Here is a 25,224-nt window from a genome sequence, read left to right as displayed (position 1 = left end):
CTTCGGTGACGCGGTAAGATTAGTTGAAACGGAAGCCGGAAATGGCGGTCGACAGGACTTCCTCGGCATAGACCCGGGCGCCTTCGCCCTTGGTCGCACCGGCTGCGACCATCAGGGGCAGCAGATGCTCCTCCTTGGCCGGGGGATGGGCGAACCGTGCCGAGGGCGCATCGGCCCAGCGCGCCAGGCGCTCGGCCCGCTGCGGGCCGTCGAGTTCCATGCTTTCGGCCAGCCACTGGTCGAACGCTTGCGAGCCGGGCGTCGAGCGCGGGTCGCCATAGGCGCGCATGTTGTGAAAGCTCATGCCCGAGCCGAGGATCAGCACGCCCTCCTCACGCAGCGGCGCAAGGGCGCGGCCCGCAGCGACATGGAGGGCCGGGTCCAGCCCCCGCTCGACGGACATTTCGATCAGCGGAATGTCCGCATCCGGAAAAGCCACTTTGAGGGGGACGAACACGCCGTGATCCAGGCCCCGCTTCGCGTCGACAGTCGAGGGGATGCCCGCGTCCTTGAGCAGGGCCGCGGCACGAGCGGCGAGCGCGGGTGCGCCCGGCACGTCGTAGCGCAGCTGATAGGTATGGGGCGGGAAGTTGTAATAGTCGTAGATCAGTTCGGGCCGTTCGGCGCCGGTGAAGGCGAAGCCGTCCGTCTCCCAATGTCCCGAGACGACGAGGATGGCCTTGGGCTTCTCGGCGAGCGTGATCGGCAGGTTGCGCAGGAACGCTTCCATACCGGTCCACACGCCGCGCGGATCGTCCATGAAGAAGCAGGGGCCGCCGCCATGCGGGATGAAGTAGGTGGGCTGGACGCTCATGGTCATACACTCCGGTGCAGGCGCCACGGAGGCGGCCTGGATCATCGATCTGATGGCCAGAATATGTGCCCGCTATCGCGCAATGATAATCGCTCGCGTAGAAGGATCAGCTTCAACCACGGGTAGGAAGTCATGGCGGATCGGTTGACGGGTATGGACGTGTTCGTGCGGGCGATCAGGCTCGGTGGCATCTCTGCTGCCGCCCGTGATCTGCACATGTCGCCTGCGATGGCGGCCAAGCACCTAGACGCCCTCGAAGCGCGGCTTGGCACAACGCTGGTCCAGCGCTCGACGCGTCGGCTGTCGCTGACCGAGGCAGGCACCGACTATCTCGAAAAGGCCGAACGTATCCTGATGGAGATCGGTGAAGCCGAGGCGGAGGCATCGTCGCGATCGATCACCGCACGGGGACTGCTGCGCGTCAGTGCGCCCGCCACCTTTGGCGTCCTGCACCTTGCCTCGCTCGTCCCTACGTTCTCCGCGCGTCATCCCGAGGTGACGATCGAACTGGGCTTCAACGATCGCTACGTCGACCTGCTGGAAGAGCGATGGGATGTGGCCGTGAGGATCGGGCGCCTTGCCGACAGTGCGCTTGTTGCCCGCAAGCTCGTGGCGATGCGCGTCGTGCTGTGTGCCGCCCCCGCCTACCTGGAGCGGCGCGGAACGCCCACCCGCCTGGCCGATCTTGGCGATCACGATTGTTTGGGCCACACCAACGCGTCACTTGCAGGAACGACATCGTGGGCGTTCGGCAAAGACGGGACGATCAAGGTGCCGATCTCGGGATCGATGTGTTCCGACAATGGCGAGGCCTTGGTTCGCGCTGCCATCGCGGGCCAAGGGCTGGTCTATGGGCCACGCTTTATTGCGGCAGAGGCGCTTCGCGCCGGCCAATTGAGCGAGCTTGAGCTGGACGAGCCGCCTATGATGCTGGGAGCGGCATATGCCATCACACACCCGACGCGCCGCCCCGCCGCCAAGACGCGGGCGTGGATTGACTTCTTAGCCGAAGCACTCCCCGCTCTTGGCACCGATTGGTGAGAGGCCGAGCTAGCAGACGTCCCGAGTTTTCACCCGAGGACCGCGTCTGCTATCTCAAAACATCATGGTCTTTTATGATTGTAGATATCAGTGACCCAGCGAAAGCGACGCCCACAACCGCACATGGCTGGCATCGATAACGCCGAGGCTTGGTCCCTTTCAGTTGGTGCAGCGGGGGCCGCGGGCGCGGCGGACGTTGCGGGTGAGCGTGAACCGCATCACTGCCAACCCTCGATGACGATCTTGCCGCGTGCGGTAGTGCTCTCAAGCGCCTGGTGCGCGCGCTTGAGGTTCGCGGCGTTGATGGGGGAGAACCGTTCGGTGAGGGTGGTGCGCACCTCGCCGGCGTCCACGAGGCTGGCGATGGCCGACAGGGTCTGACCCTGCGTTTCCATATCAGCGGTCTCGAACATGGACCTGGTGAACATAAACTCCCAGTGGGTCGACACCGACTTGCGTTTGAACGGTACGACATCGAGCGTCTTGGGGTCGTCGATGAGCGCAAAACGTCCCTGCGGGGCGATCAGCTCGGCGATCTGCTCGATATGCTCGTCGGTGTGCGTGGTCGAGAAGACGAAAGCCGGCGCGCCAATGCCCAAATTCGCCACTTGCCGAGCCAGCGGCTGGCGATGATCGATGACATGGTGCGCACCGAGCTCGCCCACCCAGGCCTGCGTTTCAGGGCGCGAGGCTGTCGCAATGACGATCAGCTCGGGTACTTGGCGAGCAAGCTGGATTGCCATCGAGCCTACCCCGCCGGCACCCCCGACAATCAACAGCGCATGTGCTGCACCGGCTACAGGAGTACGCACGGACAATCGCTCGAAGAGGGCCTCCCACGCGGTGATCGCCGTCAGCGGCAACGCCGCTGCCTCTGCCCAATCGAGGCTGGCCGGCTTCTTCCCGACAATGCGCTCGTCGACCAAGTGCAACTCGGCGTTGGTCCCATCGCGGCCGATGCTGCCCGCGTAGAACACCTCGTCGCCCGGTTCGAAGCCGCGCACTTCAGGGCCAACAGCGCGAACGACACCGGCGGCATCCCAACCCAGGACACGCCAATCACCGTGGATCGAACCCGAGCCAGCGCGCACCTTCGTGTCAACCGGGTTTACCGAGACAGCCTTGACCTCGACGAGGAGATCACGGCCGGTAGCGTTGGGATCGGGAAGTTCGATATCGACGAGAGCTTCCGTGCGATCGATCGTTCCGGGCTGCTGGTAGCCGATTGCGCGCATGATAATTCCTATTGTCAGGGGCTATATAGCGAATTTTGTCGCGTACGGGATACGCACAAGCGACGTCGCGGTTCGACATCGTCCTCAGGCTGGCGACGGCGTGGCTGCCGCTGCCGTCTTCCCCTTGAGATCGGTGATAACCTCGCCGATTAGTGCCCGCAGCCAGCGATGCGCGGGGTCGTGCCGATAGCGGACGTGCCACGCCATCTCAACGGGAAAGCTGCCGAGGTCGACCGGGGCCGGCAGGATCTTCAGCCGGGGGTCGTGCATCAGCCGCCTGCAGATGAGTGAGGGTAGGATGGCGCAGTAGTCGGTCACCGCCACCATCTCGGCTACCGCGAAGAAGTTGGTCACCGAGATCGCGACGTTGCGCTTCAGCTGCTGATGCGCCAGCGCCTGGAACAGCCCGGCGCGCATCCGTCCGGGCGGCACGATGTTGACGTGCTTCATTGCCTCGAACTGCTCGCGCGTCATGGCATCGCCGACGTCCGGATGGTCGGCGCGGACGGCGCAGGCGAGCCCTTCGTCCATCAGGTGCTGGACGACGAGGTTGTCAGGCGGGTCGACGATGCGGCCCAGCACGAGCGCCGTCGTGCCCGATACGACGCCTGTTTCCACAAGATCGTTGCCGTAGGGGGTCAGGCGGAGCTTGATGCCAGGCGCGACCTTCTCCAGGCGCGCCACGACAGCGGGGACCAGGACGAACTCGACATAGCCGTTCGGCGCGATGGTGAAGAGCCGTTCGGCCTGTGCGGGATCGAAGGCCTGCTGACCGAGGATCGCGTTGTCGAGCTGCGCGAGTGCCTCGGCGATCAGCGGCGAGAGTTCAAGCGCGATCGGGGTCGGCTGGATGCCGTAGCGCTCGCGGACGAACAGTTGGTCCTGAAGCATCAGTCGTAGACGCGATAGGGCGTTAGACAGGGCGGGCTGTGTCATGCCCATGCGCTCGGCGGCCCGCGTGACGCTGCGCTCCTCCATCAACGCGACGAAGATCGGCAGCAGGTTCAGATCGTAGCGCATGCAGTCATCCTGTTAGCATTATATCTGAAATCAAAAAAATAAACTTCTGGAATATGTCAACGACGCCCATTTCCCATCCATCGGCGACGGGCGCCGCGAACATGGAGGTTCAGATGAGCAAGGGACAGGTTCTCGTTCTTGGATCGAACGCGACGCAGATCGGTCTGCGTGGCGGCGGTACCGCGACGGTCGGTCAGTATCTCAACGAGACGGCAGTCCCTGCGCTGGCTCTGCTCGACGCCGGCTATGATATCGTTCTCGCCACGCCCAATGGGGCTAAGCCGCACATCGACGCCGTCTCCGTTTCGGTTGATCATTTTGGTGGCGATGAGACGCCATTCCAGCGCGCCAAGGACTTTTTTGCCAGCCATCCGGCGATGAACGACGTCCGCAGCTTGCGCTCTGTCGTCGAGGGCGGCCTGGACGGCTTTGTCGGAGTGTTCGTGCCGGGCGGCCACGCTCCCGTCGTCGACCTGATGCAAGACCACGACGCGGGCACGATCCTCCGTCACTTTCACACGGCGGCCAAGCCGACCGCGCTCCTCTGCCACGGACCGGTAGCCGTTGTCGCTACGCTCGACGATGCTCCGGCCTTCCGCAAGGCGCTGGAGGAAGGCGATGACGCCGGGGCGGCCGACCTGGCGCGAGACTGGATCTACTCGGGCTACCGCATGACCGTCTTCTCGGCGAGCGAGGAGAAGATCGCCGAGGAGCAAGTGCTGAAGGGCGAGCTCTTCTTCGACATGGAAAAGGCGCTGCGCTCGGCCGGTGGCGACGTCTCGGTCACTGACAAGAACTTCGCTTCGAATGTCGTCGTGGACCGGGAGCTGATCACGGGTCAGAATCCGGCGTCGGACCAGGCCATGGCCGACGCTTTGATCGAAGCCCTCGATCGCGCCGCTGCGTGAGTACCAGGATGACGGGCGGGGCGCTCAGGATGCGCCCCGCTTCGCATATAACCATGACAAGGAACGGTGCCATGACAGCCAACGTGAAGATCGTCGCCGTGCTCACCGCCCGTGCGGATACCGTCGACCGCCTGCACGCTCTGCTCGACGCCATGTTAAAGCCGAGCCGTGCGGAGCCGGGCAATTTGCGCTACGATCTCTGGCAGGACCAGAGCGATCCGAACCGCTTCGTCCTCGACGAGCTGTACGCGGACTCGGATGCGGTTGCCGCCCACCGCGCGACGCCCCACTTCCAGAACTACCTCTCTCAGATCGGCGATCTGGCCGAGCGCGGCGCGTTCGTCCTCAACCCCGTCTCCGCGACCTGAGGGTGCTGCCATGGGCAAGCTTAAAGAATGGGTGGGGTCGGCGCTGCTGGCACAACCGTTCTATGTAGAGGAGCTGCGGATGATCGGCCTGTTGGCACCTGCGCTTCGCCTGGGCCTTATTGGCCTCGTTTATCCACGCGGCGGCTACCGCTGGCGCGGGGCCGCGATCCAGCAGAAAATCAACATCTGAAATCAAGGACACACAGTCATGACCAAAGGTATCGAAGGCAAGGTTGTTCTCATCACCGGCGGCAGCACCGGTATCGGCGCGGAAACCGCGCGGCTTCTCGCTGAACGCGGCGCCAAGGTGGCCATCGCCGCCCGTCGCAAGGACAGGCTCGACGAGGTTGTCGCGGACATCGCCTCAAGCGGCGGCACGGCACGTAGCTACGCGCTCGACGTCACCGACAAGTCGGCGGTCCAGTCCGTCGTCGCCGCGATCATCGCCGACTTCGGTCGCCTCGACGTGCTGATCAACAACGCCGGGCTGATGCCGATCCGTCCGATGGCCGAGGTCAACACCGACGAGTGGGACCAGATGATCGACGTCAATCTGAAGGGTACGCTTTACGGCATCGCGGCGGCCCTTCCCGGCTTTCTCGAGCAGGGCAGCGGCCACATCATCAACCTGAGCTCGGTTGCGGGCATCAAGGTCTTCGCACCAGGCGGCACGGTCTACTCCGGCACCAAGTTCGCCGTCAGCGCGATCAGCGAGGGCCTTCGCCAGGAGGTGGGCGAAAAGGTCCGTGTCACGTCTATCGAGCCCGGAGCCGTCGAAAGCGACTTGAAGTTCACGACGTCGGGCACGGCTGCCGAGACGGTACTCGACTTCTATAAACAGGCCATCCCTGCGGCGTCGGTGGCGCGTGCTATCGCGTTCGCTGTCGAACAGCCTGATGACGTCGACATCAACGCGATCGTCATCCGGCCGACCGCACAGCAGTTCTGATTTCGACGAGGAGGCGGGGCCGCGTGTGCTCCGCCTCATGGGGAACGTACCGGCCCGCTCGTCCGTTATTTTGCCGAACAATATCTGTCCGTTTCACTTGAGGAGCGATCTATGCCCAAACTTGCCCTGTATGTACCCCTGAAGGCCAAGCCCGGAAAAGAGCGCGATGTCGCCGATTTCCTCACCTCGGCATTGCCGCTCGTTCAAGGTGAACCGGGCACTCTGACCTGGTATGCGATCGAGGAAGGTCCCGGTGCGTACGCGATCTTCGATACGTTCGACACGGAGGAGGATCGGCAGGCCCATCTTGACGGCAAGGTTGCCGCCGCACTGATGGAGAAGGCGGACGAACTGTTTTCTGAACCGCCGCAGATTCATAAGTTCACCCTGCTGGCCGCGAAATAGCGGAGCGGGCGGCTCCCCAAGCTGCCGTTGACTGCACGGTTTGGGACGTCTGCGCTCCGGAATGGACGGGACGGCTTTGGGAAATCAATAGAAGCAATACGACAGGCCATCCGCGATAGTGGATGGCCTTGTCTTCCCCGGCTCCTGGCCCGACATCGACGAGCCATTCCGCGCGGCGGATCACGTCGAGATCATGTTCGACGACGAACAGGGAGTTGCCCGCCGCCTTGAGACGCTCGAGGATGGTGAGCAAGGCTTCGCCATCTGCCGGGTGCAACCCTGCCGAAGGCTCGTCAAGCACATAGACCACGCCGAAAAGCTGTGACGATAATTGCGTGGCAAGCCGCAAGCGCTGCAGCTCTCCGGAGGAGAGCGTCGGCGTGCTGCGGTCGAGCGAAATGTAGCCAAGGCCAAGATCGATCAGCGGCTCGAGTCGCTCGATCAATTCGCAGGCAAGGCGTTGGGCGGCGATCCGCTTCTCGTCGGAGAGATTGGGCGTGCGGCGCACGTCGGGCGCGCTCTTGTGCGCAGAGCCGCCCGCGGCAACCCGTTGTTCGACCGCTGCATCGCGGGCCGCTTTTTCCAGGACATGGGCCTTTGAGGGAGCGGAGACTGCCCCATATTCGCCATGCGTGACGGGCATCAGCAAGTCCTTCAGCTGGAACACCGTCAGGTCGCCGAACTCGGCAATGTCGAGGCCGGCGAATTTGACCGACAGGGCTTCGCGCTTCAGGCGCTTGCCGTCGCAGGTCGGGCAATCGCGGCCGATGATATATCGCGAGACGCGCTTCTTCATCAGCGCGCTTTTAGTGTTGGCGAAGGTTTCCAGCACATAGCGGCGCGCGCCGGTGAAGGTGCCCTGGTAGCTCGCCTCCATGCGGCGCTTGAGCGCCGTCCGGGTCTGTTCGGGCGTCAGGCCCGCATAGACCGGCACCGTCGGCGCCTCGTCAGTAAAGAGGATCCAGTCGCGATCCTTTTTCGGCAGGTCACGCCACGGCGTATCGACGTCATAGCCGAGCGAAACGAGGATATCGCGCAGGTTCTGGCCATGCCAGGCGGTCGGCCAGGCGGCGATCGCCCTATCGCGAATGGTGAGGCTGTCGTCAGGCACCATCGTCTCTTCGGTCGCGTCATATACGCGGCCGATGCCGTGGCAGGTCGCGCAGGCCCCCGCGACCGTGTTTGCGGAGAAATCCTCCGCATAGAGCATGGGCTGATGGCGCGGATATTCGCCGACGCGCGAATAGAGCATCCGCACCAGGCTGGAGAGCGTCGTCACGCTGCCGACCGAGGATCGCGCGTTGGCCGAGCCGCGCTGCTGCTGCAACGCGACCGCAGGCGGCAATCCGTCGATCGTGTCGACCTCCGGCACGCCGGCCTGGTCGATCAGGCGGCGGGCATAGGGCGCAACCGATTCCAGATAACGCCGCTGGGCTTCGGCATAAAGGGTGCCGAACGCGAGCGATGACTTGCCCGAGCCCGATATGCCGGTGAACACCACGAAGGCGTCGCGCGGTACATCGACGTCAATATTTTTGAGGTTATTCTGGCGCGCGCCGCGAACCTGCACGCAAGCGGGCGGCCCCGCATGTCCATGGTCGGAGGCCTGCGTCGTCGAGTGTATATCCTTGTTTTTCAACTTAGTTTTCCTGCCGTATCCGCCCGTGCGGCCCGTGTTTCATCACAATCAGGGTAACAGATGAATGCATTTCCGACTCAATGCATCCAACGGCCACGATGGCCCGAGCTTCGAAACCTTTGGAATATTTTCCAGCACTAAACTAAGGTACGACAAAACCTTTTTCCGTCGGGTCGCGCGACGAGGCCACACACCCCGCAGGTAAGCGCACGGGTTAGGCGGCCGTGGTCCGTGCCGCTATCGGCGTGTAACGACTGCACTTCGGCGGTTGTACCGCATCGCTCAGTTGCCAGGGAGCGCTTCATCATGGCCGGGGTCGGGCCATGATTAAGGCTGGCTTGTCGATCCGAGCGCCTGGCGCCGCTTCGGATCGGCGGGTCAGTAGTGAATGACCGTGCGGATCGACTTGCCTTCGTGCATCAGTTCGAACGCCTCGTTGATCTCCTCCAAACCCATGGTATGGGTAACGAACGGGGCCAGATCTATATCGCCTCTCATGGCGTCCTCGACCATGCCGGGGAGCTGTGTACGTCCCTTGACGCCGCCGAAAGCGGACCCCTTCCAGACACGGCCCGTAACGAGCTGGAATGGACGGGTGGAGATCTCTTCGCCCGCGCCGGCAACGCCAATCACGATCGACTGACCCCAGCCACGGTGCGCTGATTCAAGCGCGGCGCGCATGACGTGGACGTTGCCGATGCACTCGAAGGTATGATCGATGCCCCAGCCCGTCATCTCGATCAGCACTTGCTGGATGGGCTTGTCATGGTCCTTGGGGTTGATGCACTCGGTCGCACCGAACTGGCGTGCCAGCTCGAACTTGGACGGATTGGTGTCGATGGCGATGATGCGACCCGCCTTCGCCTGGCGCGCACCCTGAATGGCCGCGAGGCCGATGCCGCCCAGGCCGAACACGGCGACCGAGTCTCCGGGCTGGACCTTGGCGGTATTGTGGACTGCGCCGATGCCGGTCGTGACGCCGCAGCCGAGCAGGCAGACATGTTGGGGGTTTGCCTCAGGATTGATCTTGGCGAGCGAGACTTCGGCGACGACAGTATATTCACTGAAGGTTGAACAGCCCATGTAATGGTAGAGGGGCTGGCCATTGTACGAAAAGCGGGTGGTGCCATCGGGCATCAAGCCCTTGCCCTGCGTTTCGCGGACAGCGACGCACAGGTTGGTCTTGCCCGACGCGCAGAAATCGCACTTGCCGCACTCGGCGGTGTAGAGCGGAATCACGTGATCGCCCGGCCTGACGCTCGTGACGTCCTCACCGACCTCGACAACGATGCCCGCGCCCTCGTGGCCTAGAACCACCGGGAAAACGCCCTCCGGATCATTACCCGCCAGCGTGTACGCATCGGTGTGGCACACACCGGTATGCGTCACCCGGATGAGCACTTCACCCTTCCGGGGTGCGGCGACATCGATCTCGACAATTTCGAGTGGCTTGCCCGCCTCGAAGGCTACGGCGGCGCGAGATTTCATCTTGGGATACCCTCGTTGATTGAAACCGATTGCCGGTGCGAGGCCGTTGCGCCATCGGAAATTTATCGACGCTCTCATACTGGCAGGGAGTATCCCTACGATACTCCCTGCCAGTATGCAAGAGGTGTCGGAATGAGGATGTCAAACCAGAGAAGACATGTGGGGGTGGCTTCGCTTCGCAGGCCTCCACCTCTGTGTCGCCCACAGCCTGCGACCCGCCCATCGATCTTGAAGGGTGCATCGATCCTGACGCCCTGAAAAACGCCGGAGAAGACGCTCGTGCTCGCTACGCCGACAACAAAATCGAGGGACAGAACGCCAAAAGGCTGCACTCTGGTGAACGGCACCGGGTAGCAAGACACGAGGCTTTTGCTCTAACCGCGGAAGAGCGGCGGCAAGAAGAAGATCGCTGATGTCGTTACTTAAGATATGTACGCAGAATCTTCATTACGCCTTCCACCTTGTCATCGTGATCGCCGTTCTCGCTTTTGACGGCCGGAACTGCACCGGCACCGAATGTTTCCCTAAGGTGGCTCTCCATCACTTCTGCCATCAGTCCATTTGTCGCGCCTCGCATGGCGACAATTTGCTGCAGCAGAGGAGTGCAATCGGCCCCGGCTTCGATCGCGCGTTCCAAAGCGTCCGCCTGGCCCTTGATACGCCGCAAGCGTGTTATGGCTCGCTTCTTGTCCTCTGGTGAATGTGGCATCGCGCTTTCTCAAGAAATCGCTTCAGCATACTATACAGGGGGGGAGTTTCAATCCTGTCCAGAGACTGGCGCTTCTATAATCAGGCGAGGTTCCCCGGCCATTTTCAAAATGCGCCCCCTCTGATCGGGCAGGCATAGCCGCCATGTTACCCTGAGACAGGTCTGGCACGCGGAGGAGGAGCGGTCATGCTTTCAAGACTGCGCCACAGCGACGGCATGGGCGCTGAGGGTCCGATCCTGTGTCCGGGAGGGGGAGCCATCGCTCGCTCCCCCAGGTTTGCCGGTCAGACCGTAACGACGACCTTGCCGATCTGGTCATTCGATTCGAGGAAGCGGTGTGCGTCTTGGATGGCGTCGAGCGAGAAGGTGCGCGCGATCCGCGGCTTGAGCGCGCCCGATTCCAGTCCCGCCACAATGAACGCCTTGGCGCGATCGAGGGCGGCGTCGTCCGAGACGATCTCGCTGTAGAGATAACCCTTGAGCGTGAGGCTCTTGCCCAGCACGGAGAACAACGGGAACGGCGTCGGCTCGCCGCTGAGCGCGCCATATTCAAGCAGAATGCCGCCGCGCGCCATGCTCGCGGTCAGCGGCTCGAACGACGGGCCTCCGACCGGGTCGAGCACCACGCGCGCACCTGCACCATCGGTTATCTCCATCACCTTTGCTACCAGATCCTCTTCCCCGGTCGCGACGACATGATGTGCACCGGCATCAAGCAGGGCTTGGCGCTTGGTGCCGGTACGCGTCGTCGCGATCACCGTCGCGCCGACCATCCGCGCAATCTGGAAGGCAGCAAGACCGACGCTGCTGGAAGCAGCGGTGACGATGACGAAATCGCCCTCGCCGAGCTTCGCCTGCTCCACCAGCGCACCCCAAGCGGTGACATACTGCATCCACACGGCCGCCGCTTCCTCGAACGAAAGCGCCGCCGGATGCTTGACGACGAGGCGGGCAGGCACGTTGGCGACCTCGCCATAGGTGCCCCAGCGCGCGATATCGAGCGGGGGGATGAGGCTGACGGCTTCGCCTTCCGCAAACCCGGTTACGTCCGCGCCGACCGTGCCGACAATACCGGCAGCCTCGTAGCCGAGGCGGCTCGGGAACTCGGCTTCCTGAAGGTAGGCATGGTTGCGGAACATCACTTCGGCGCGGTTTATGCCTATCGCCTTGACAGCGATCTGCACCTCGTCGGCCGCGGGCGCGGGCACTGCCACATCTTCAATCTTGAGGACGCTGGCGTCGCCATATTCGTGGATCCGAACGATGCGGCTCATGGACCATTCCTTGATTATTGAACGATCGTTCTGTATCGATGTCAGCGACGAGGTTCAAGCTATTATTTATCGATCATTCCATATCGGGCATCAGACATGACAGACACGAAAGCTCGTCGTGGCGCAGGCCGCCCTCGAGAGTTCAACACTGACGCTGCGCTCGACAAGGCGGTACGGCTGTTCTGGCAGCGCGGCTACGAGGCGACGTCGATGGCCGATCTGGTGGCAGAGACTGGCGTCGCCGCCGCCAGTCTATACGCGGCGTTTGACAACAAGGCGGGGCTGTTCGCGGCGGTGATCGAGCGCTACGCTGCGACGTTCAGCGTCCACCTCTATGAACCCATCAACGATCCGGCGTTGTCCACCTTCGAGGCCGTCAAAGGCCTGCTGGAACGAGCGGCGTCATCGTTCTCGGAACCTGAAACGCCGGCCGGCTGCTTCATGTATTCGGCAGCGGCAGCCGTGTCGCCGGCGTCCGCCGCCATCGAATGCCTGCTGCGCGACAAGCGTATCGCGGCGGAGGCCCTCCTGATCGAGCGTTTACATCGGGGCGCCGCGCAGGGCGAACTTGCGGCCGATACTGATCCGGCCGTCCTAGGCAAATTCATCAATACGGTCATGGAAGGCATGTCCGTTCAAGCGCGCGACGGCGCTACGATCAACGAACTTCTCTCCATCGCCGAAATGGCACTCGATCGATGGCCGGCTGCGGTGTGATCGTCCAGGCGAGATCGTCCTTGATGTTCTAGCAACAAGCCTCTGTCGACTAACAACCAAGCCCACTGCGAGCCCAGTCCGTATGTCCGGATTGACCTGATCGCGCCAGCTCCCGCTCAAAGAAAATGCCCGCGCCCGGTTGAAAGGACTTTTCTACAACATCCGTGTAGGTCGGCTTTCCCGGCCTGCCGAAGTCCGGCGTGACGCGGTTGATGTAGGCCCAGTGGTCGAGCGCCCGCGAAATAAATTCCGGACCATTATCCACCCTGATCTTGGCAGGCGGACTGCCGCGCTCGAACAGCAGGCGGTCCATGACATCGACCACCTGTTCACCCTTGATCCCCTGATCGACGTGGATCGCCAGGCACTCGCGGGTATAGGCATCGACAACATCTCCAGCTTAAATCAGCTTCGATTTTGCCAGATCCTTCTCATTCTCGCAGGACGCATTTTCCGGGATAGGGTCACTGTCGGACCGTCATGCTCGCGCCAACAGAAGAACAGGTGACGCTTGCCCTGCCGCTGCTTGATCGACCATTCGATCGCGACCCTGCCTTCCGGCACCGACAGCGCCCCGTATTTGATGGCGTTGGTCGCCAATTCGTGCAGCGCCATTGCCAGCGCCAAGGTAATCTCCGGGGAGAGCCTTACATGGGGACCGGAGGCGGTGAAGCGATCGGCATCCCGGTCCTCGAACGGGAGCAGGGCTCTATCCACGATATCACCGATCGCCGCGCCTTCGACCTCATCCTGGATCAACAGCTCCTGCGCGGCTCCCCCACCATTGCGACATCATCGAGACAGGCAACGACAGCTGGCGGTTCAAAAACCGGAACTGAGCCGAAAACCCCTTCCCCCGGATCCCATCCCCGGCGGTTAACCCGGTGGGTCAACAGGGACCTCCCACGGACGCCGCCACCAGCACACCTGACGGTGTGCGTCGTCGTCCGTGGGCCCCTCCTATCGACTACCGGGATAACCGCCGCGCTGCCGAAAGGTGGGATCAATATTGGGCGCCGATAGGGGGTCAGTTTTACGCGCCGGTTGACACCTAAAGCCCCTGCATGACGCTGCCAATATAGCGCGCCTAGGCTCCGCAACCCGTTCCACGGCGCATCTGTCCTTCTGATTTAAAAGGGAAAAAAGAACACATAAAATAAGTCTATGCATCGAGATATTGACATATCTCGATGCATAGTTACCTTGGCGCTGTCACTCACGCACCAAGGAGATGCACAATGCTGACGTCAACCAAGCCCGCTTCGCTCTACGCTCCCGATACCAGCTACGGTCACTTCATCGACAATCAGTGGGTCGAGGGTGAAAATGGCGAGACGATCGAGAGCATCAACCCCGCCAACGGCGCCTATTTGACGCGCACCCCTAACGGCACCGCCGACGACGTCGACCGCGCCGTCCAGGCCGCTGCCCGCGCCTTCCAGAGCTGGCGCAAGACCTCCGCGACCGAGCGTTCGAATGCGCTCCTCAAGATCGCCGACCTGTTCGAGGCCGATGCCGACCGCTTCGTCATTCTCGAAAGCATGGATGTCGGCAAGCCCGTCCGCGAGGCTCGGCTCGACGTGTCGCTGGCGATCGATCACTTCCGCTATTTCGCCGGCGTGATCCGCAGCCATTCGGACGAAGTGGCGATGATCGACGAGCAGACGATGAGCCTGACGATCAACGAGCCGATCGGTATCGTTGGGCAGGTCATTCCCTGGAACTTCCCGCTGCTGATGGCTGCCTGGAAGATCGCGCCGGCGATCGCAACGGGCAATACGGTGGTGATCAAGCCGTCCGAGATGACGCCGGTCACAATCCTCGAACTCGCTAAGATCTTCGCCCTGGTGCTTCCGGCCGGCGTGGTCAATATCGTCTCGGGCACCGGCGCGGTGGCCGGGCAGGCGATCCTCGATCACCCGCAGATCAGCAAGCTGGCCTTCACCGGTTCGACCCGTGTCGGTGGGGTGGTGGCGGAAGCTGCTGCGAAGAAACTCATCCCAGCAACCCTCGAGCTGGGCGGGAAGTCCGCCAACATCATCTTCCCCGATGCGAACTGGGATCGGGCGGTCGAGGCTGCCGCGTTGGGTATCCTCTGGAACCAGGGCGAGGTCTGCGAATCCGGCGCTCGGCTGTTCGTTCATGAATCGATCTACGATCACTTCGTCGGCGATCTGAAGCAGCGGTTCGAGAGCGTCCGCGTCGGCGATCCGCTCGACGAGAACACCCAGATGGGCGCGCAGGTCAGCCAGACCCAGACCGACCGCATCATGGGCTATATCAAGCTCGCCACGGAAGAGGGCGCCCGCATCCTGACCGGCGGCAATCGCCTGACCGGCGGCGATTATGACGACGGCTTCTTCATCCAGCCGACGATCATCGTCGATGTTCGCAACGACATGCGCGTCGCCCAGGAAGAAATATTCGGTCCGGTGGTCGTCGTGCTGCCGTTCAAGGACGAGGAGGAGGTCATCGCGCTGGCCAATGCGTCGGACTATGGCCTCGCCGGCGGCGTGTGGACCCAGGACATCAATCGCGCCATCCGCGTGGCGCGCGCGGTCGAGACGGGCCGGATGTGGGTCAACACCTATCACGAGCTTCCCGCGCACGCTCCGTTCGGCGGCTACAAGAAGTCGGGCATCGGCCGCGAGACCCACAAGTCCATGCTCGAAGCCTACAGTCAGAAGAAGAACATCATCGTCAGCCTCAACGAGGCTCCGTTTGGACTGTACTGAGATCGAGTGGTTGCGAGGCATATCCATGCCTCGCAACATCGAGACTTCGCGATATTTAGGAGTAATGAAATGAAGAACTTGGTTCTCTTCGACAACGTCCGGCTAGGGCCATACACCCTGCGTAACCGGATCGTCCTCCCGCCGCTCACGCGCTCGCGCAGCTCCCAGCCGGGCAACATCCCCAACGACCTGATGGCGGACTATTACCGCCAGCGCACCGGCGCCGGCTTGATGGTGACCGAGGGGACGCAGATCGAGCCGCGCGGGCAGGGCTATGCCTGGACGCCGGGCATCCACAGCCCTGAGCAGGTCGAAGGCTGGCGCAGGGTAATCGACGCAGTGCATGCCGAGGGCGGCATCATTTTCCTACAGCTGTGGCATGTCGGACGCGTGTCCCACACCTCGCTGCAGCCGGGCGGGGCCGCTCCGGTCGCGCCGTCGGCGATCCCGGCCGACAACGTCAAGGTGTTCATCGAAACCGGTCCGGGGCAGGGCGCACTGGCGCTGCCGTCGCCGCCGCGTGCGCTGACCACCGCCGAGGTCAAGGAACTGGTGCAGCTCTATGCCCAGGCGGCGCGCAATGCGCTCGATGCGGGTTTCGACGGCGTCGAGATCCACAGCGCCAACGGCTATCTGGTGAACCAATTCATCTCGGCTCACACCAACCGGCGCGACGATGAATATGGCGGCTCGCTGCAGAACAGGCTGCGCTTCCTGCGCGAGGTGACGCAGGCTGTCGCGGATGTCGTTGGCAAGGACCGGATGGGCGTGCGATTTGCCCCGCTGTTCGCCACGACCGAGGAGGATCGCGTCTATCTGGGTCTCGTCGAGGAGGATCCCCACAAGACCTATATCGAGGCCGTGAACGTGCTTGAGGAGGTCGGGATCGCCTATCTCTCGCTGGCCGAGGCCGATTGGGAGAATGCGCCGGAGTTGCCCGAAGATTTCCGCGCAGATGTACGCAAAGCTTTCAGCGGCAAGATCCTCTACGCTGGCAAATACACCCCGGAGCGCGGCGTCCGCGTGGTCGAGGCTGGCTGGGGCGACCTGATCGCCTTCGGCCGTCCCTTTATCGCGAACCCCGATCTGCCGGAGCGTATCGCCCATAGCTGGCCGTTCAATCCGGTGGATCCGGCGACCATGTATGGCGGCACCGACAAGGGCTACACCGACTATCCGGCCTATCAGGACTAGGGGTTTTCGGGCTGCGTCCGGACATCCGGGCGCGGCCTGTGCTCCCGTGCGGCGCCGGTAACAGGTGCGTACAACTCCAATGGGCATCGATGTCAAAGACGCGCTGAAAGCTCTCGACAACCCGACGCGCCTCGCAATTCTCGGGTGGCTGAAAGACCCGCGCAAAAACTTCCCTGGGCAGGAAGTCGATCCCGAACAGGTTGGTGTCTGCGTAAGCGCCATCCAGGAGCGATCCGGCCTCTCCCAGTCGACAGTGTCTTTGTATTTGACCGCCTTGCAGCGCGCTCAACTAGTCACGTCCCGACGTGTGGGGCCTTGGACTTACTACAAGCGGAACGAGGAAAATATCTCGACATATCTGGCGAGCCTCCAATCCATGATTTGACGAAGTGCCCGCCGGGCAACCGAAAGCAAGGAAACCTCACGATGTATCAGCCCAGCACGATCCCTTATCAGCAGCATCGAAGTTTTCGTCATACCTTCAAGGCGGGCCATCTGACCCTGGGGCTGTTCTTCCCCATCGAGGCCTTCCAGGGCGATATGCCGACCATGCTACACCAGGCGGAACTAGCCCATCGCGCCGAGGAGCTTGGCTTCTCGACGCTCTGGTTCCGCGACGTGCCGCTGCGCGATCCGAGTTTCGGCGACACGGGGCAGGTCTTCGACCCGTGGGTCTATCTGGGCTTCATCGCCGCCCGCACATCGACAATCGCTCTCGGCACCGCGTCGATCGCGATCCCGCTGCGCCATCCGCTCCATACGGCCAAGGCTGCGGCCAGCGTGGACCAGTTGAGCGGTGGCCGCTTGCTCCTGGGTGTCGCCACCGGCGACCGTCCGGTCGAGTTCCCGGCATTCGGCGTGGACCCCGACCAGCGAGGCGATGTTTTCCGCGAAAATCTGGACATCATCCGCCGCGCCCAGCGCACCAGCTTCGAGCCGCTGCAATGGAGCCGCGGGCTGCTGGCGGGCGCCGACCTGATCCCCAGGCCCACCACGAATGAGCTCCCGTTCTTCGTGACGGGCAACAGCCGTCAGTCGATGGAATGGATCGCGCGGGAGAGCAGCGGATGGATGACCTATCCCCGGCCGCCCCAGGCGCAGCAGCTGTTCGTGGAAAGCTGGCGGGCGGCGGTCAGGGAACAGGCGGGTGAGACCTACAAGCCGTTCCTCCAGTCGCTCTATTTCGATCTCGACGCGCATCCGGCCACGCCGCCGTCGCCGATCCATCTGGGCTTCAGGCTGGGGCGGGATCATCTGCTGACGCTTTTGGAAACCCTGGAAGCGATCGGCGTCGATCACGTCATCCTCAACCTCAAATATGGCCGCCGCCCGGCCCCTGAGGTGGTCGAAGAGTTGGGCTCGCACATCGTGCCGCGTTTCAGAGCGCATGCGCCATGAAATGGCCGGAGCAACACAGGGGCGCACGAAATGGTCTGCGGCGCTTTCCTGATATAGGATCCGCCACCCGACATGCAGGACCCGGCTGGCATCGACAAACTTGGGATCGAGATGGACAAGCCGTCGCAGCACTGAGGAACCTGCGGTCGTGGATTGTCTATCTCGCTGTCCTTGCGGGAGTAGATGCCGGGTTCGTCGAGGCGTTGCCATTACTGTGGTGTCAGATCTCTTCGCGATCGATGGCATCTTCACAAAGGGCCGGTGACTTCTGGACGTCGCGCGGCATCCCACAGCGCAGCGATATATTGTAATATTGAAAAACATCGCTACATGGAGGATCATGAGCATCGACCTCAATGAAGCCCTGAAGGCTCTCGACAATCCCGCCCGGCTGGCAATCCTGGCGAAGCTCAAGGACCCGTGCAGGAACTATCCCGAGCAGGAGGTCGATCCCGAAGACGTAGGTGTCTGCGTGAGCATCATCCAGGAGCGCGCGGGCCTCTCCCAGTCGACTGTCTCTCTCTACCTGACTGCTTTGCAGCGCGCCAAGCTCGTGACCTCTCAGCGCATCGGGCCCTGGACCTATTACAAGCGCGACGAGAAGAATATCGCGGCGTTCCTGAAGCAGTTGGAAGACCTGATCTGAGCGGCGGCCCGCGCGGCCGCTCAGATCGATCCGCTCATTCCTGTTCGATCTCGACGACGAGGCGCCCGCGTACCTTTCCTGCCAGGATGTCGGTCCCGGCCGCTATGACGTCTTCCAGGCGGATGGTCGAAGTGATCCGTCCCAGCCGCTCGCGATCCAGATCGGTCGCAAGACGCGCCCAGGCTTCGAGACGGCGCGGCTTCGGGCACATGACGGAATCGATGCCGAGTAGAGAGACGCCGCGCAGGATGAAGGGCGCCACCGAGCCCGGAAGGTCCATCCCTTGCGCCAAACCGCAGGCCGTGACCGCGCCGCCATATCGGGTCATCGACAGGACGTTGGCCAAAGTATGCGATCCCACGCTATCGACACCGGCGATCCAGCGTTCCTTACCGAGCGGCCGCCCGGGACTGGACAGTTCGTTGCGGTCGATGATTTCGGCGGCGCCAAGGCCCTCGAGATAGTCCGCTTCCTCGGCCCGGCCGGTCGACGCGATGACGTGCCAGCCTGCCTTCGCCAACAGCGTGATCGCGATCGAACCGACGCCGCCGGCCGCACCGGTGACGATGACCGGCCCATCGGCTGGCTGCAGTCCATGCTTCTCCAACGCGAGAATGCTGAGCATCGCGGTATAGCCTGCGGTACCGATCGCCATCGCTTCGGACGGCGTCAGGTCAGCAGGTAACGGCACCAGCCAGTCGCCCTTGACCCGGCTCTTTTCAGCGAAGGCGCCGAGATGGGTTTCGCCCGTGCCCCATCCGTTGAGGATGACTCGATCGCCGGGTTGGAAATCGGGATGGCTGGACGTCTCGACCACGCCGGCGCAATCGACGCCGGGGATCATCGGGAAGCGCCGGACGACCGGGGCTTTGCCAGTGATCGCCAGACCGTCCTTGTAGTTGACCGTGGTGTGCGTCACCCGGAGCTCGACATCGCCTTCCATCCGATCGGCTTCGCTGAAATCCGTCAGCGCGACGGTTTGGCCTGTGTGGTTCTTTTCGATCACGACTGCTCGGAATGTGCTCATGATAATGCTCCTTTCTCAAAATTAGACCGATCGGCTAGAATTGTTCAAAAAAGGGGGTCAGGTGCGGATCATTGCGAAAAACCCTTCCGCGAATGTCCGGAGCGGAGCGCCGCTGCGTTCGAGCTTAGCGCGCAGCACGGCGCCTTCCCACCCGATCCAGAAGAAGGCGGCGAGGCGATCAGCATCATGGTGGGCTCCGATCTCACCGGCAGCTTGCGCGGCTCGCAGGCATTGGGCCGTGCGATGCTGCCAGTCCGCGAAAACGTCGCTGAGCTGCTGGCGAAAGGCTTCGGGCAGCGCCCCCATTTCCTGCCCCAGATTACCGACAAGGCAACCGCGCGCGAACGCATGGCGTTCCATCGCAGTTTCCGCATCGACCGCGAAGGCATTGAGCCGCTCCAATGGCGGACGGGCTTCATCGGTGAAGAAGCCTTCCAGCCTGCGGGCGAAATAGGCACCGTAGCGGTCGATCAACTCGGCGCCGAAGGCCTCCTTGCTGTCGAAATAATGATAGAAGGAACCCTTGGGCACACCTACGGCCTTGAGAATCTCATCGAGACCAGTCGCGGAGAAGCCTTTTTCGGTCAGCGCCACCAGGCCAGCCCGCACCAGGGTCTCGCGCGTCTCGTTGAATCCCGCCGCGGCTTTCGAGGGACGTCCACGACGGCGGGGAAGGGCGATTAGATCCATGTCAATTCAATTAGACCGAACGTCTACAAAATGCAAGCGAGGAGACAAGCGTTCGCCCTACATTCAATTCTTGCTGGTGTTCGTCACGGCGATCTCCCTCGCCGCCGAGCAACGTGACTTGCCGAAATCGCGCATCGCGCACTTGGTCAATTTGTTCCTCGAAGGCATCAGGATACGCCAAGTGATCCGTTGAGGCTTTTGCGCTCACGCAACATCGCTGCATACCGCAAAGCGTTCGCGTATCGGGACTATCCCGGACAGGCTCTCGGCAAGCCCCATTCCGGCAGCCGTGACTGCTTGCCTGAAGATTCGATTGTCAATCGGCGTCCAAAAGGGACCCCCTACCGATGTCCAAAAAGGACCCCTTCGTCGAGCGGCGTGACGGAAATGATGGACGCGCCGTTCGCGCTGGTTGCGGCGTAGGGCGGGCGTAGCCCGGCCGGAGGCGCAACCAGCGCGAGGCACTCTTCTGCCGGCCGTTTTGGGCGTCAGCTGCGGTGTTTGAAGCGCCAGCTATCGTTGCCGGTCTCGACGATGTCGCAGTGGTGCGTGATGCGGTCGAGCAGCGCGGTAGTCATCTTGGCGTCGCCAAAGACGGTCGGCCACTCGCCAAAAGCGAGGTTCGTCGTGACAATGACCGAGGTGCGCTCGTACAGTTTGCTGAGCGACCTTCACCCGCATCGGCTTGCCGGCGATCTCGACGTCTTCGTGGCTCCAGTCGAACTGATAGGCTTCGCCTGGCCGAAACATCAGCGGGATGAAGGCCGGCGCATCCGCCACGTCCCGGCGTCGCTCCAGCCGCCACCGCGCAGCATAGCGACGAACCGCATCGTACGAGCCGTCGAGCCCCTCGCGCAGCAGCAGGTCGTGGATGCGCGTGACACGCAGCTTCTCCCGCCGCGGCCGGGCCTCGTCCTCGACCAGCAGCGCATCCAGCCGCACCTGAAACGGACCCAGCTTCGGCAACGGCTGAACCACACGTCGATACGCAAAGTCCGCCTCCGGCCCGCGGATCGCCTTGCGCACCACCTTGCGTGACAGATGCAGGTCCCGCGCTATCGCCTTCATGGCTTCCCCGCCGCGAACTCGCGGCGGATCTTCAACACCGTCTCCAATACCAACATCCCGATCTCGCCGCCTGACATCCGCCAAGCGCGCAGCCTAGACCAGCGGGATGAGGGGTCCTTTTTCGACGCCGGTCACCCCGCTACCGGGGTACCTTTTCCACGCCGATCCACAAGGGCGTACAGGCGTCCGCCCTCGCAGCGAAAGAGCAGCGACGCACCCCGATCGCAAAGGCAACGCAGACCCAGATAATCAACGACATTAGATCGGCCGGTCGCGCTCATGTCAGCGGTACCGTCATCCCGGGATTGAGCGCCACGGCTTTTCCCATTTTCGATCTACCAGCTCGCCCGATTTTGACGGCGACACTCCTGGTTCCCACAGACGCCGAAGACGTGGATCTGCCGGAAGCGATCGAAGAACTAGGTAGGCTTTGCAGCCAAATCAGTCGGGACCTGGGATGGAACGACGCAAAGTCATATTCCGGGTCAGATTGAACGTTACGAGCGGAATGTGTGGCGTGCTATTTGTTCAAACAACCGGACTTCCCGGGAGATGTCTCCGACCCGAACGCTTAAAATAATAGGTGATGTGGCACCTTCGTCGCGGATCCTGACATATGTAATGTCGCTGCGCTGAACGTGCCGCATTGAGGAAGGGACGAGTGCCAGTCCCGCTTCCGACGCGACCAACCCAAGCGCGACCTGTACGTCGCGCACTTCCTCGACATTATCATGCGCGAGTCCGTGGTCACGAAGGATGGTAAAAACCTGATCTGCATAGCTCGGTCGTGGCTGACTAGGGTAGACGAGTAATTTGCGGGTCATCAAATCCGAAAGCGTGAGCGAGTCAGCTCGCGCTAGTGGATCGGCGCTGCCGATCGCCGCGATTAACGCCTCCTCCTGCAGTACCTCTCGCTGGATCGCCGGATCGTCGATCCGGATCCGCCCGAGCCCAGCGTCGATGCGGCCATCTTTGAGCGCAACGACCTGCTCCAAGGTTGTCATCTCCAAAAGCTGAATTTCAAGCCCTTCCGATTGTGCTCGAAATTCCCGGATGACCTCGGGCATCATACCGTAAACGATAGAAGCCACGAACCCGACTACGAAGCGCCGTTTCTCGCTGGCCGATAGCCGCTTCATGGAGCGGCGGAGCTGCTCCGTACTCGCAAGGATCCGCGTCGCCTGCTCGTGAAAGATTCTGCCAGCCTCCGTCAATCGGATCGGTCGGCTATCACGATCGAACAACATCACGCCCAGTTCGAGCTCGAGTTCTTTGATTTGGCGGCTCAACGGCGGTTGGGCAACGCCAAGCCGTTCAGCGGCGCGAGTGAAGTTCCGCTCCGCTGCTACTGCCTCGAAATAACGTATATGTCGCAGGTCCATCATACCTCCAGGGTATCAAGCCGGACCGAGATGATCTTTCCGCTCCGTAATCGCAAGCCGTATGTCCACAAATAATAAGAAGAAAGAGAGGATCGGAATGGTCACTGTCGAAGCCATCGAAACGTTTATAGTCGATGTGCCGACGATCCGTCCGCACGTGCTCGCGATGGCGACCATGCGGACGCAGGCGATGGTGTTCGTTCGAATTCGCTGTTCCGATGAGGTCGAGGGGATAGGGGAAGGCACCACGATTGGCGGCCTTGCTTACAGCGACGAGAGTCCCGAGGGCATCAAGTTCACTATTGATACTTACTTTGCGCCGCTGCTGCGCGGCACTGATGCCTCGCCGGCGCGAGCTATGACGCTGCTGCGCGCGTCGATCGTCGGCAATCATTTCGCGAAAAATGCAATAGAGACCGCGCTGCTCGATGCCGCCGGCAAGCGTGCCGGCGTGCCCGTCAGCGAGCTTCTTGGTGGGCGGGTGCGCGATCGGCTCCCCGTGTTGTGGACGCTGGCGAGCGGGGACACCGCGCGCGACATCGCGGAGGCAGAGGGGATGATCGACCAGCGCCGCCATAATGCCTTCAAGCTCAAGATCGGCAAGCGCGATCTGGCGGACGACGTTGCGCACGTCGGTGCGATCAAGCAGGCGCTCGGCGGACGCGCGAGTATCCGTGTTGATGTCAATCAGGCTTGGGACGAACCGACGGCCAAGCGAGGTGTCGCCATTCTGGCGGATGCCGGTGTCGACCTTATCGAACAGCCGATCTCCGGCTCGAACGTTGCCGGCATGGCACGTTTGACCGCTATGGGGCGGACCGCAATTATGGCGGACGAAGGGCTGCGAGGTCCCATCGACGCCATGCGCCACGCGCGTGAGTTCGCGGCGGACGTGTTTGCACTCAAGATCGCCCAATCGGGCGGACTCCGCGCGGGCACTGCCGTTGCCGGAATTGCCCAGGCGGCAGGTATCGGGCTGTACGGCGGGACCATGCTGGAAGGCCCGATCGGCTCAATCGCCTCGGCGCACCTTTTCGCGACGTTCGCCGGACTTGCGTTCGGCACCGAATTGTTCGGGCCGCTGCTGCTGACCGAAGATCTACTGGTAGAACCGCTCGATTATTCGGAATTCGGCTTGGCGGTCCCGACGGGACCTGGACTAGGCCTGATGCTCGACGAGGACAAGGTTCGCGCTTTCCGCCGCGACGGCGATCGACGCACCGTTGTTCCAATCACTAAAGTCGCAGGAGGCTAAGCATGCTGTTTCATGTCACCATGGACGTACGCATCCCCGCTGATGCCGACCGCCCCACCATCGATGCCCTCAAAGCCGAAGAAAAGGCGCGCTGCCACGAATTGATGGAGCAAGGTGTCTGGCGCCACATCTGGCGGGTCGTTGGCCAGTACCGCAACGTCTCGATCTTCGATGTGCCCGACAATGCAGCGCTCCACGAGATTCTGATGGGCCTGCCGCTGTTCCCGTTCATGGACATCAACGTCACCCCGCTTTGCCGTCATCCGTCATCGATCCACGAGGACGACCGCTGACATCAGTCGCCCAATTAAAAACAACTAGGAGAGTTCAAATGGCATCCGCATTGGTCGCAAACCCTGAAACCCAGGCCTTTCTCGACAAGGTTGCCGGGCTGGATCAGCCTGGCGCCGGAGAGGACCGTATCAAGAATATCGTCCGCCGGGTGGTTGGCGATCTATTCGCCACCATTGACGAGTTCGACGTGAGCGAGGACGAGTTCTGGCATGCGATCAATTTTATGGCGTCTGCAGCTCCCGAGTTCGGGCTCTTCGCCGCCGGGCTCGGCTTCGAACATTTTCTCGACATGCGCATGGACGCCAAGGATGCCGCAGCCGGCATCGAAGGAGGCACACCGCGTACGATCGAGGGGCCGCTTTACGTCAAGGGTGCACCGCGTTCGAGGGGCTTCGCGCGGTTGGACGACGGCGCTGATGATGGGGAGGTGCTCATTATGCACGGTCGCGTCGTCGACAAGGCCGGGAAACCGGTTGCTGGTGCGATCGTCGATGTTTGGCATGCCAACACGCTCGGCAACTACAGCTACTTCGACAAGACACAGAGCGATTTCAACCTTCGCCGGCAGATCGAGACTGACGAGGAGGGCCGCTACAAGTTCCGCAGCATCGTACCGTCGGGCTATGCTGTGCCCAAGGGCGGCACCACGGAAGCGCTGCTTGACCGCGTCGGCCGCCATGGCAACCGTCCCGCACACATCCACTTCTTCGTATCGGCGTCCGGCTACCGCTATTTGACGACGCAGGTCAACATCGACGGTGACCCTTATCTACATGATGACTTCGCCTACGCAACGCGAGATGACTTGATCCCGGCAGTGCAGCGGATTGACGACTCTGCAGCGATACACGCCGAAGGATTGAATACGCCGTTTAGCGAAATCGCGTTCAACTTCACCATGGTCTCCGCTGCGGAAGCCGATGGTGCCGAGGCGTCCTCGCGTAACCGCGTCGCGCTGGCGGCTTGAA

General features: G+C 62.3%; 27 protein-coding genes and 3 pseudogenes. 16 read left to right on the top strand and 14 right to left on the bottom strand.

All coding sequences use genetic code 11. The features are described from left to right. Nucleotides 1–19: 19 nt before the first annotated feature. Nucleotides 20–859 (bottom strand): DODA-type extradiol aromatic ring-opening family dioxygenase, encoded by an 840-nt coding sequence (locus AC1MLZ_RS05065; RefSeq protein WP_480960720.1) that lies wholly within the window; start codon nucleotides 857–859, stop codon nucleotides 20–22. Nucleotides 860–946: 87 nt separating this feature from the next. Here AC1MLZ_RS05065 and AC1MLZ_RS05060 point away from each other — a divergent pair, with 87 nt between their 5' ends. Beyond that, a complete protein-coding gene (locus AC1MLZ_RS05060; protein ID WP_132884496.1) occupies nucleotides 947–1,855 on the top strand; it encodes a LysR family transcriptional regulator in 909 nt (302 codons plus the stop codon). A 218-nt stretch (nucleotides 1,856–2,073) separates the two neighbouring features. Here the strand turns inward: AC1MLZ_RS05060 and AC1MLZ_RS05055 are convergent, their stop codons facing one another. Together AC1MLZ_RS05055 and AC1MLZ_RS05050 are read right to left on the bottom strand one after the other, a co-directional pair. Further along, a complete protein-coding gene (locus tag AC1MLZ_RS05055; protein ID WP_242201596.1) occupies nucleotides 2,074–3,090 on the bottom strand; it encodes a zinc-binding alcohol dehydrogenase family protein in 1,017 nt (338 codons plus the stop codon). Between the two features lie 84 nt (nucleotides 3,091–3,174). Then, nucleotides 3,175–4,110: a LysR family transcriptional regulator gene (locus tag AC1MLZ_RS05050; protein ID WP_480960719.1), complete on the bottom strand. Its 936-nt coding sequence runs from the start codon at nucleotides 4,108–4,110 to the stop codon at nucleotides 3,175–3,177. Between the two features lie 113 nt (nucleotides 4,111–4,223). On the opposite strand from AC1MLZ_RS05050, the gene AC1MLZ_RS05045 reads away from it, so the two are divergent. From AC1MLZ_RS05045 to AC1MLZ_RS05025, 5 genes are all read left to right on the top strand, one after another. Continuing rightward, the gene (locus tag AC1MLZ_RS05045; protein WP_480960718.1) at nucleotides 4,224–5,018 is read left to right on the top strand and encodes a type 1 glutamine amidotransferase domain-containing protein; all 795 of its coding nucleotides are present in this window, start codon (nucleotides 4,224–4,226) and stop codon (nucleotides 5,016–5,018) included. Nucleotides 5,019–5,089: 71 nt separating this feature from the next. Next, complete coding sequence (locus AC1MLZ_RS05040; RefSeq protein WP_132884492.1) at nucleotides 5,090–5,386, top strand: putative quinol monooxygenase; 297 nt, start codon at nucleotides 5,090–5,092, stop codon at nucleotides 5,384–5,386. Between the two features lie 10 nt (nucleotides 5,387–5,396). Then, a complete protein-coding gene (locus tag AC1MLZ_RS05035) occupies nucleotides 5,397–5,576 on the top strand; it encodes a hypothetical protein (protein ID WP_480960717.1) in 180 nt (59 codons plus the stop codon). Between the two features lie 18 nt (nucleotides 5,577–5,594). After that, the gene (locus tag AC1MLZ_RS05030; protein ID WP_037528221.1) at nucleotides 5,595–6,335 is read left to right on the top strand and encodes an SDR family oxidoreductase; all 741 of its coding nucleotides are present in this window, start codon (nucleotides 5,595–5,597) and stop codon (nucleotides 6,333–6,335) included. Between the two features lie 111 nt (nucleotides 6,336–6,446). After that, nucleotides 6,447–6,740: a putative quinol monooxygenase gene (locus AC1MLZ_RS05025; protein ID WP_480960716.1), complete on the top strand. Its 294-nt coding sequence runs from the start codon at nucleotides 6,447–6,449 to the stop codon at nucleotides 6,738–6,740. Here the strand turns inward: AC1MLZ_RS05025 and AC1MLZ_RS05020 are convergent. The 4 genes from AC1MLZ_RS05020 to AC1MLZ_RS05005 form a co-directional block, all read right to left on the bottom strand. After that, nucleotides 6,718–8,310 carry an excinuclease ABC subunit UvrA gene (locus AC1MLZ_RS05020; protein ID WP_480960715.1) on the bottom strand — a complete coding sequence of 531 codons (1,593 nt, stop codon included), beginning with the start codon at nucleotides 8,308–8,310 and terminating at the stop codon, nucleotides 6,718–6,720. The two genes, AC1MLZ_RS05025 and AC1MLZ_RS05020, sit on opposite strands and share 23 nt — an antisense overlap. Before the next feature lie 447 nt (nucleotides 8,311–8,757). Further along, the gene (locus AC1MLZ_RS05015) at nucleotides 8,758–9,867 is read right to left on the bottom strand and encodes an S-(hydroxymethyl)glutathione dehydrogenase/class III alcohol dehydrogenase (RefSeq protein WP_480960714.1); all 1,110 of its coding nucleotides are present in this window, start codon (nucleotides 9,865–9,867) and stop codon (nucleotides 8,758–8,760) included. A gap of 418 nt (nucleotides 9,868–10,285) precedes the next feature. After that, nucleotides 10,286–10,576 carry a metal/formaldehyde-sensitive transcriptional repressor gene (locus tag AC1MLZ_RS05010; protein WP_145147037.1) on the bottom strand — a complete coding sequence of 97 codons (291 nt, stop codon included), beginning with the start codon at nucleotides 10,574–10,576 and terminating at the stop codon, nucleotides 10,286–10,288. 284 nt (nucleotides 10,577–10,860) lie between these two features. Beyond that, complete coding sequence (locus AC1MLZ_RS05005; protein WP_145147035.1) at nucleotides 10,861–11,850, bottom strand: zinc-dependent alcohol dehydrogenase family protein; 990 nt, start codon at nucleotides 11,848–11,850, stop codon at nucleotides 10,861–10,863. A 96-nt stretch (nucleotides 11,851–11,946) separates the two neighbouring features. Between AC1MLZ_RS05005 and AC1MLZ_RS05000 the strand changes: the two genes are divergently transcribed. Then, complete coding sequence (locus AC1MLZ_RS05000; RefSeq protein ID WP_248524703.1) at nucleotides 11,947–12,567, top strand: TetR/AcrR family transcriptional regulator; 621 nt, start codon at nucleotides 11,947–11,949, stop codon at nucleotides 12,565–12,567. 151 nt (nucleotides 12,568–12,718) lie between these two features. Here the strand turns inward: AC1MLZ_RS05000 and AC1MLZ_RS04995 are convergent. Together AC1MLZ_RS04995 and AC1MLZ_RS04990 are read right to left on the bottom strand one after the other, a co-directional pair. Continuing rightward, nucleotides 12,719–12,958, bottom strand: a pseudogene (locus tag AC1MLZ_RS04995) (DDE-type integrase/transposase/recombinase); the annotation flags it as partial. A 14-nt stretch (nucleotides 12,959–12,972) separates the two neighbouring features. Continuing rightward, complete coding sequence (locus AC1MLZ_RS04990; protein ID WP_480960713.1) at nucleotides 12,973–13,326, bottom strand: hypothetical protein; 354 nt, start codon at nucleotides 13,324–13,326, stop codon at nucleotides 12,973–12,975. A gap of 479 nt (nucleotides 13,327–13,805) precedes the next feature. Between AC1MLZ_RS04990 and AC1MLZ_RS04985 the strand changes: the two genes are divergently transcribed. From AC1MLZ_RS04985 to AC1MLZ_RS04965, 5 genes are all read left to right on the top strand, one after another. After that, nucleotides 13,806–15,302, top strand: a complete 1,497-nt coding sequence (locus AC1MLZ_RS04985; RefSeq protein WP_480960712.1) for an aldehyde dehydrogenase family protein — start codon at nucleotides 13,806–13,808, stop codon at nucleotides 15,300–15,302. Between the two features lie 69 nt (nucleotides 15,303–15,371). Continuing rightward, a complete protein-coding gene (locus AC1MLZ_RS04980; RefSeq protein ID WP_480960711.1) occupies nucleotides 15,372–16,496 on the top strand; it encodes an alkene reductase in 1,125 nt (374 codons plus the stop codon). Between the two features lie 79 nt (nucleotides 16,497–16,575). Then, entirely contained in the window at nucleotides 16,576–16,881 is a 306-nt protein-coding gene (locus AC1MLZ_RS04975; protein ID WP_037479789.1) for an ArsR/SmtB family transcription factor, read from the top strand. Between the two features lie 41 nt (nucleotides 16,882–16,922). Next, the gene (locus AC1MLZ_RS04970) at nucleotides 16,923–17,894 is read left to right on the top strand and encodes an LLM class oxidoreductase (protein ID WP_480960710.1); all 972 of its coding nucleotides are present in this window, start codon (nucleotides 16,923–16,925) and stop codon (nucleotides 17,892–17,894) included. Nucleotides 17,895–18,234: 340 nt separating this feature from the next. Next, nucleotides 18,235–18,540 carry an ArsR/SmtB family transcription factor gene (locus tag AC1MLZ_RS04965; RefSeq protein WP_480960709.1) on the top strand — a complete coding sequence of 102 codons (306 nt, stop codon included), beginning with the start codon at nucleotides 18,235–18,237 and terminating at the stop codon, nucleotides 18,538–18,540. Nucleotides 18,541–18,574: 34 nt separating this feature from the next. Here the strand turns inward: AC1MLZ_RS04965 and acuI are convergent, their stop codons facing one another. Further along, nucleotides 18,575–19,567 carry an acrylyl-CoA reductase (NADPH) gene (gene acuI / locus AC1MLZ_RS04960; protein ID WP_037479783.1) on the bottom strand — a complete coding sequence of 331 codons (993 nt, stop codon included), beginning with the start codon at nucleotides 19,565–19,567 and terminating at the stop codon, nucleotides 18,575–18,577. A 57-nt stretch (nucleotides 19,568–19,624) separates the two neighbouring features. Further along, on the bottom strand, nucleotides 19,625–20,257 hold the full coding sequence (gene acuR, locus AC1MLZ_RS04955) for an acrylate utilization transcriptional regulator AcuR (protein ID WP_254686120.1): 633 nt from the start codon (nucleotides 20,255–20,257) through the stop codon (nucleotides 19,625–19,627). 70 nt (nucleotides 20,258–20,327) lie between these two features. Between acuR and AC1MLZ_RS04950 the strand changes: the two genes are divergently transcribed. After that, nucleotides 20,328–20,450 carry a hypothetical protein gene (locus tag AC1MLZ_RS04950; protein ID WP_480960708.1) on the top strand — a complete coding sequence of 41 codons (123 nt, stop codon included), beginning with the start codon at nucleotides 20,328–20,330 and terminating at the stop codon, nucleotides 20,448–20,450. 295 nt (nucleotides 20,451–20,745) lie between these two features. Here AC1MLZ_RS04950 and AC1MLZ_RS04945 read toward each other — a convergent pair. The 3 genes and pseudogenes from AC1MLZ_RS04945 to AC1MLZ_RS04935 form a co-directional block, all read right to left on the bottom strand. Beyond that, nucleotides 20,746–20,922, bottom strand: a pseudogene (locus AC1MLZ_RS04945) (ATP-binding protein); the annotation flags it as partial. Further along, a pseudogene (locus AC1MLZ_RS04940) lies at nucleotides 20,852–21,381 on the bottom strand (IS21 family transposase); the annotation flags it as partial. The pseudogenes AC1MLZ_RS04940 and AC1MLZ_RS04945, both read right to left, overlap by 71 nt. A 441-nt stretch (nucleotides 21,382–21,822) precedes the next feature. Then, complete coding sequence (locus AC1MLZ_RS04935) at nucleotides 21,823–22,707, bottom strand: LysR family transcriptional regulator (protein ID WP_480960707.1); 885 nt, start codon at nucleotides 22,705–22,707, stop codon at nucleotides 21,823–21,825. Nucleotides 22,708–22,804: 97 nt separating this feature from the next. Here AC1MLZ_RS04935 and AC1MLZ_RS04930 point away from each other — a divergent pair, with 97 nt between their 5' ends. From AC1MLZ_RS04930 to catA, 3 genes are read left to right on the top strand one after another with little or no spacing between them, the layout of a single operon-like run. Continuing rightward, a complete protein-coding gene (locus AC1MLZ_RS04930; RefSeq protein WP_480960706.1) occupies nucleotides 22,805–23,962 on the top strand; it encodes a muconate/chloromuconate family cycloisomerase in 1,158 nt (385 codons plus the stop codon). A gap of 2 nt (nucleotides 23,963–23,964) precedes the next feature. Beyond that, nucleotides 23,965–24,255, top strand: a complete 291-nt coding sequence (gene catC / locus AC1MLZ_RS04925) for a muconolactone Delta-isomerase (protein WP_480960705.1) — start codon at nucleotides 23,965–23,967, stop codon at nucleotides 24,253–24,255. Nucleotides 24,256–24,293: 38 nt separating this feature from the next. Beyond that, entirely contained in the window at nucleotides 24,294–25,223 is a 930-nt protein-coding gene (catA, locus tag AC1MLZ_RS04920; RefSeq protein WP_480960704.1) for a catechol 1,2-dioxygenase, read from the top strand. Nucleotide 25,224: the final 1 nt, after the last annotated feature.

This window comes from Sphingomonas sp. PEI4 (assembly GCF_056679955.1).
Note: the sequence above shows the minus strand (reverse complement) of the source record. Positions and strands in the feature narration are given on the sequence as shown.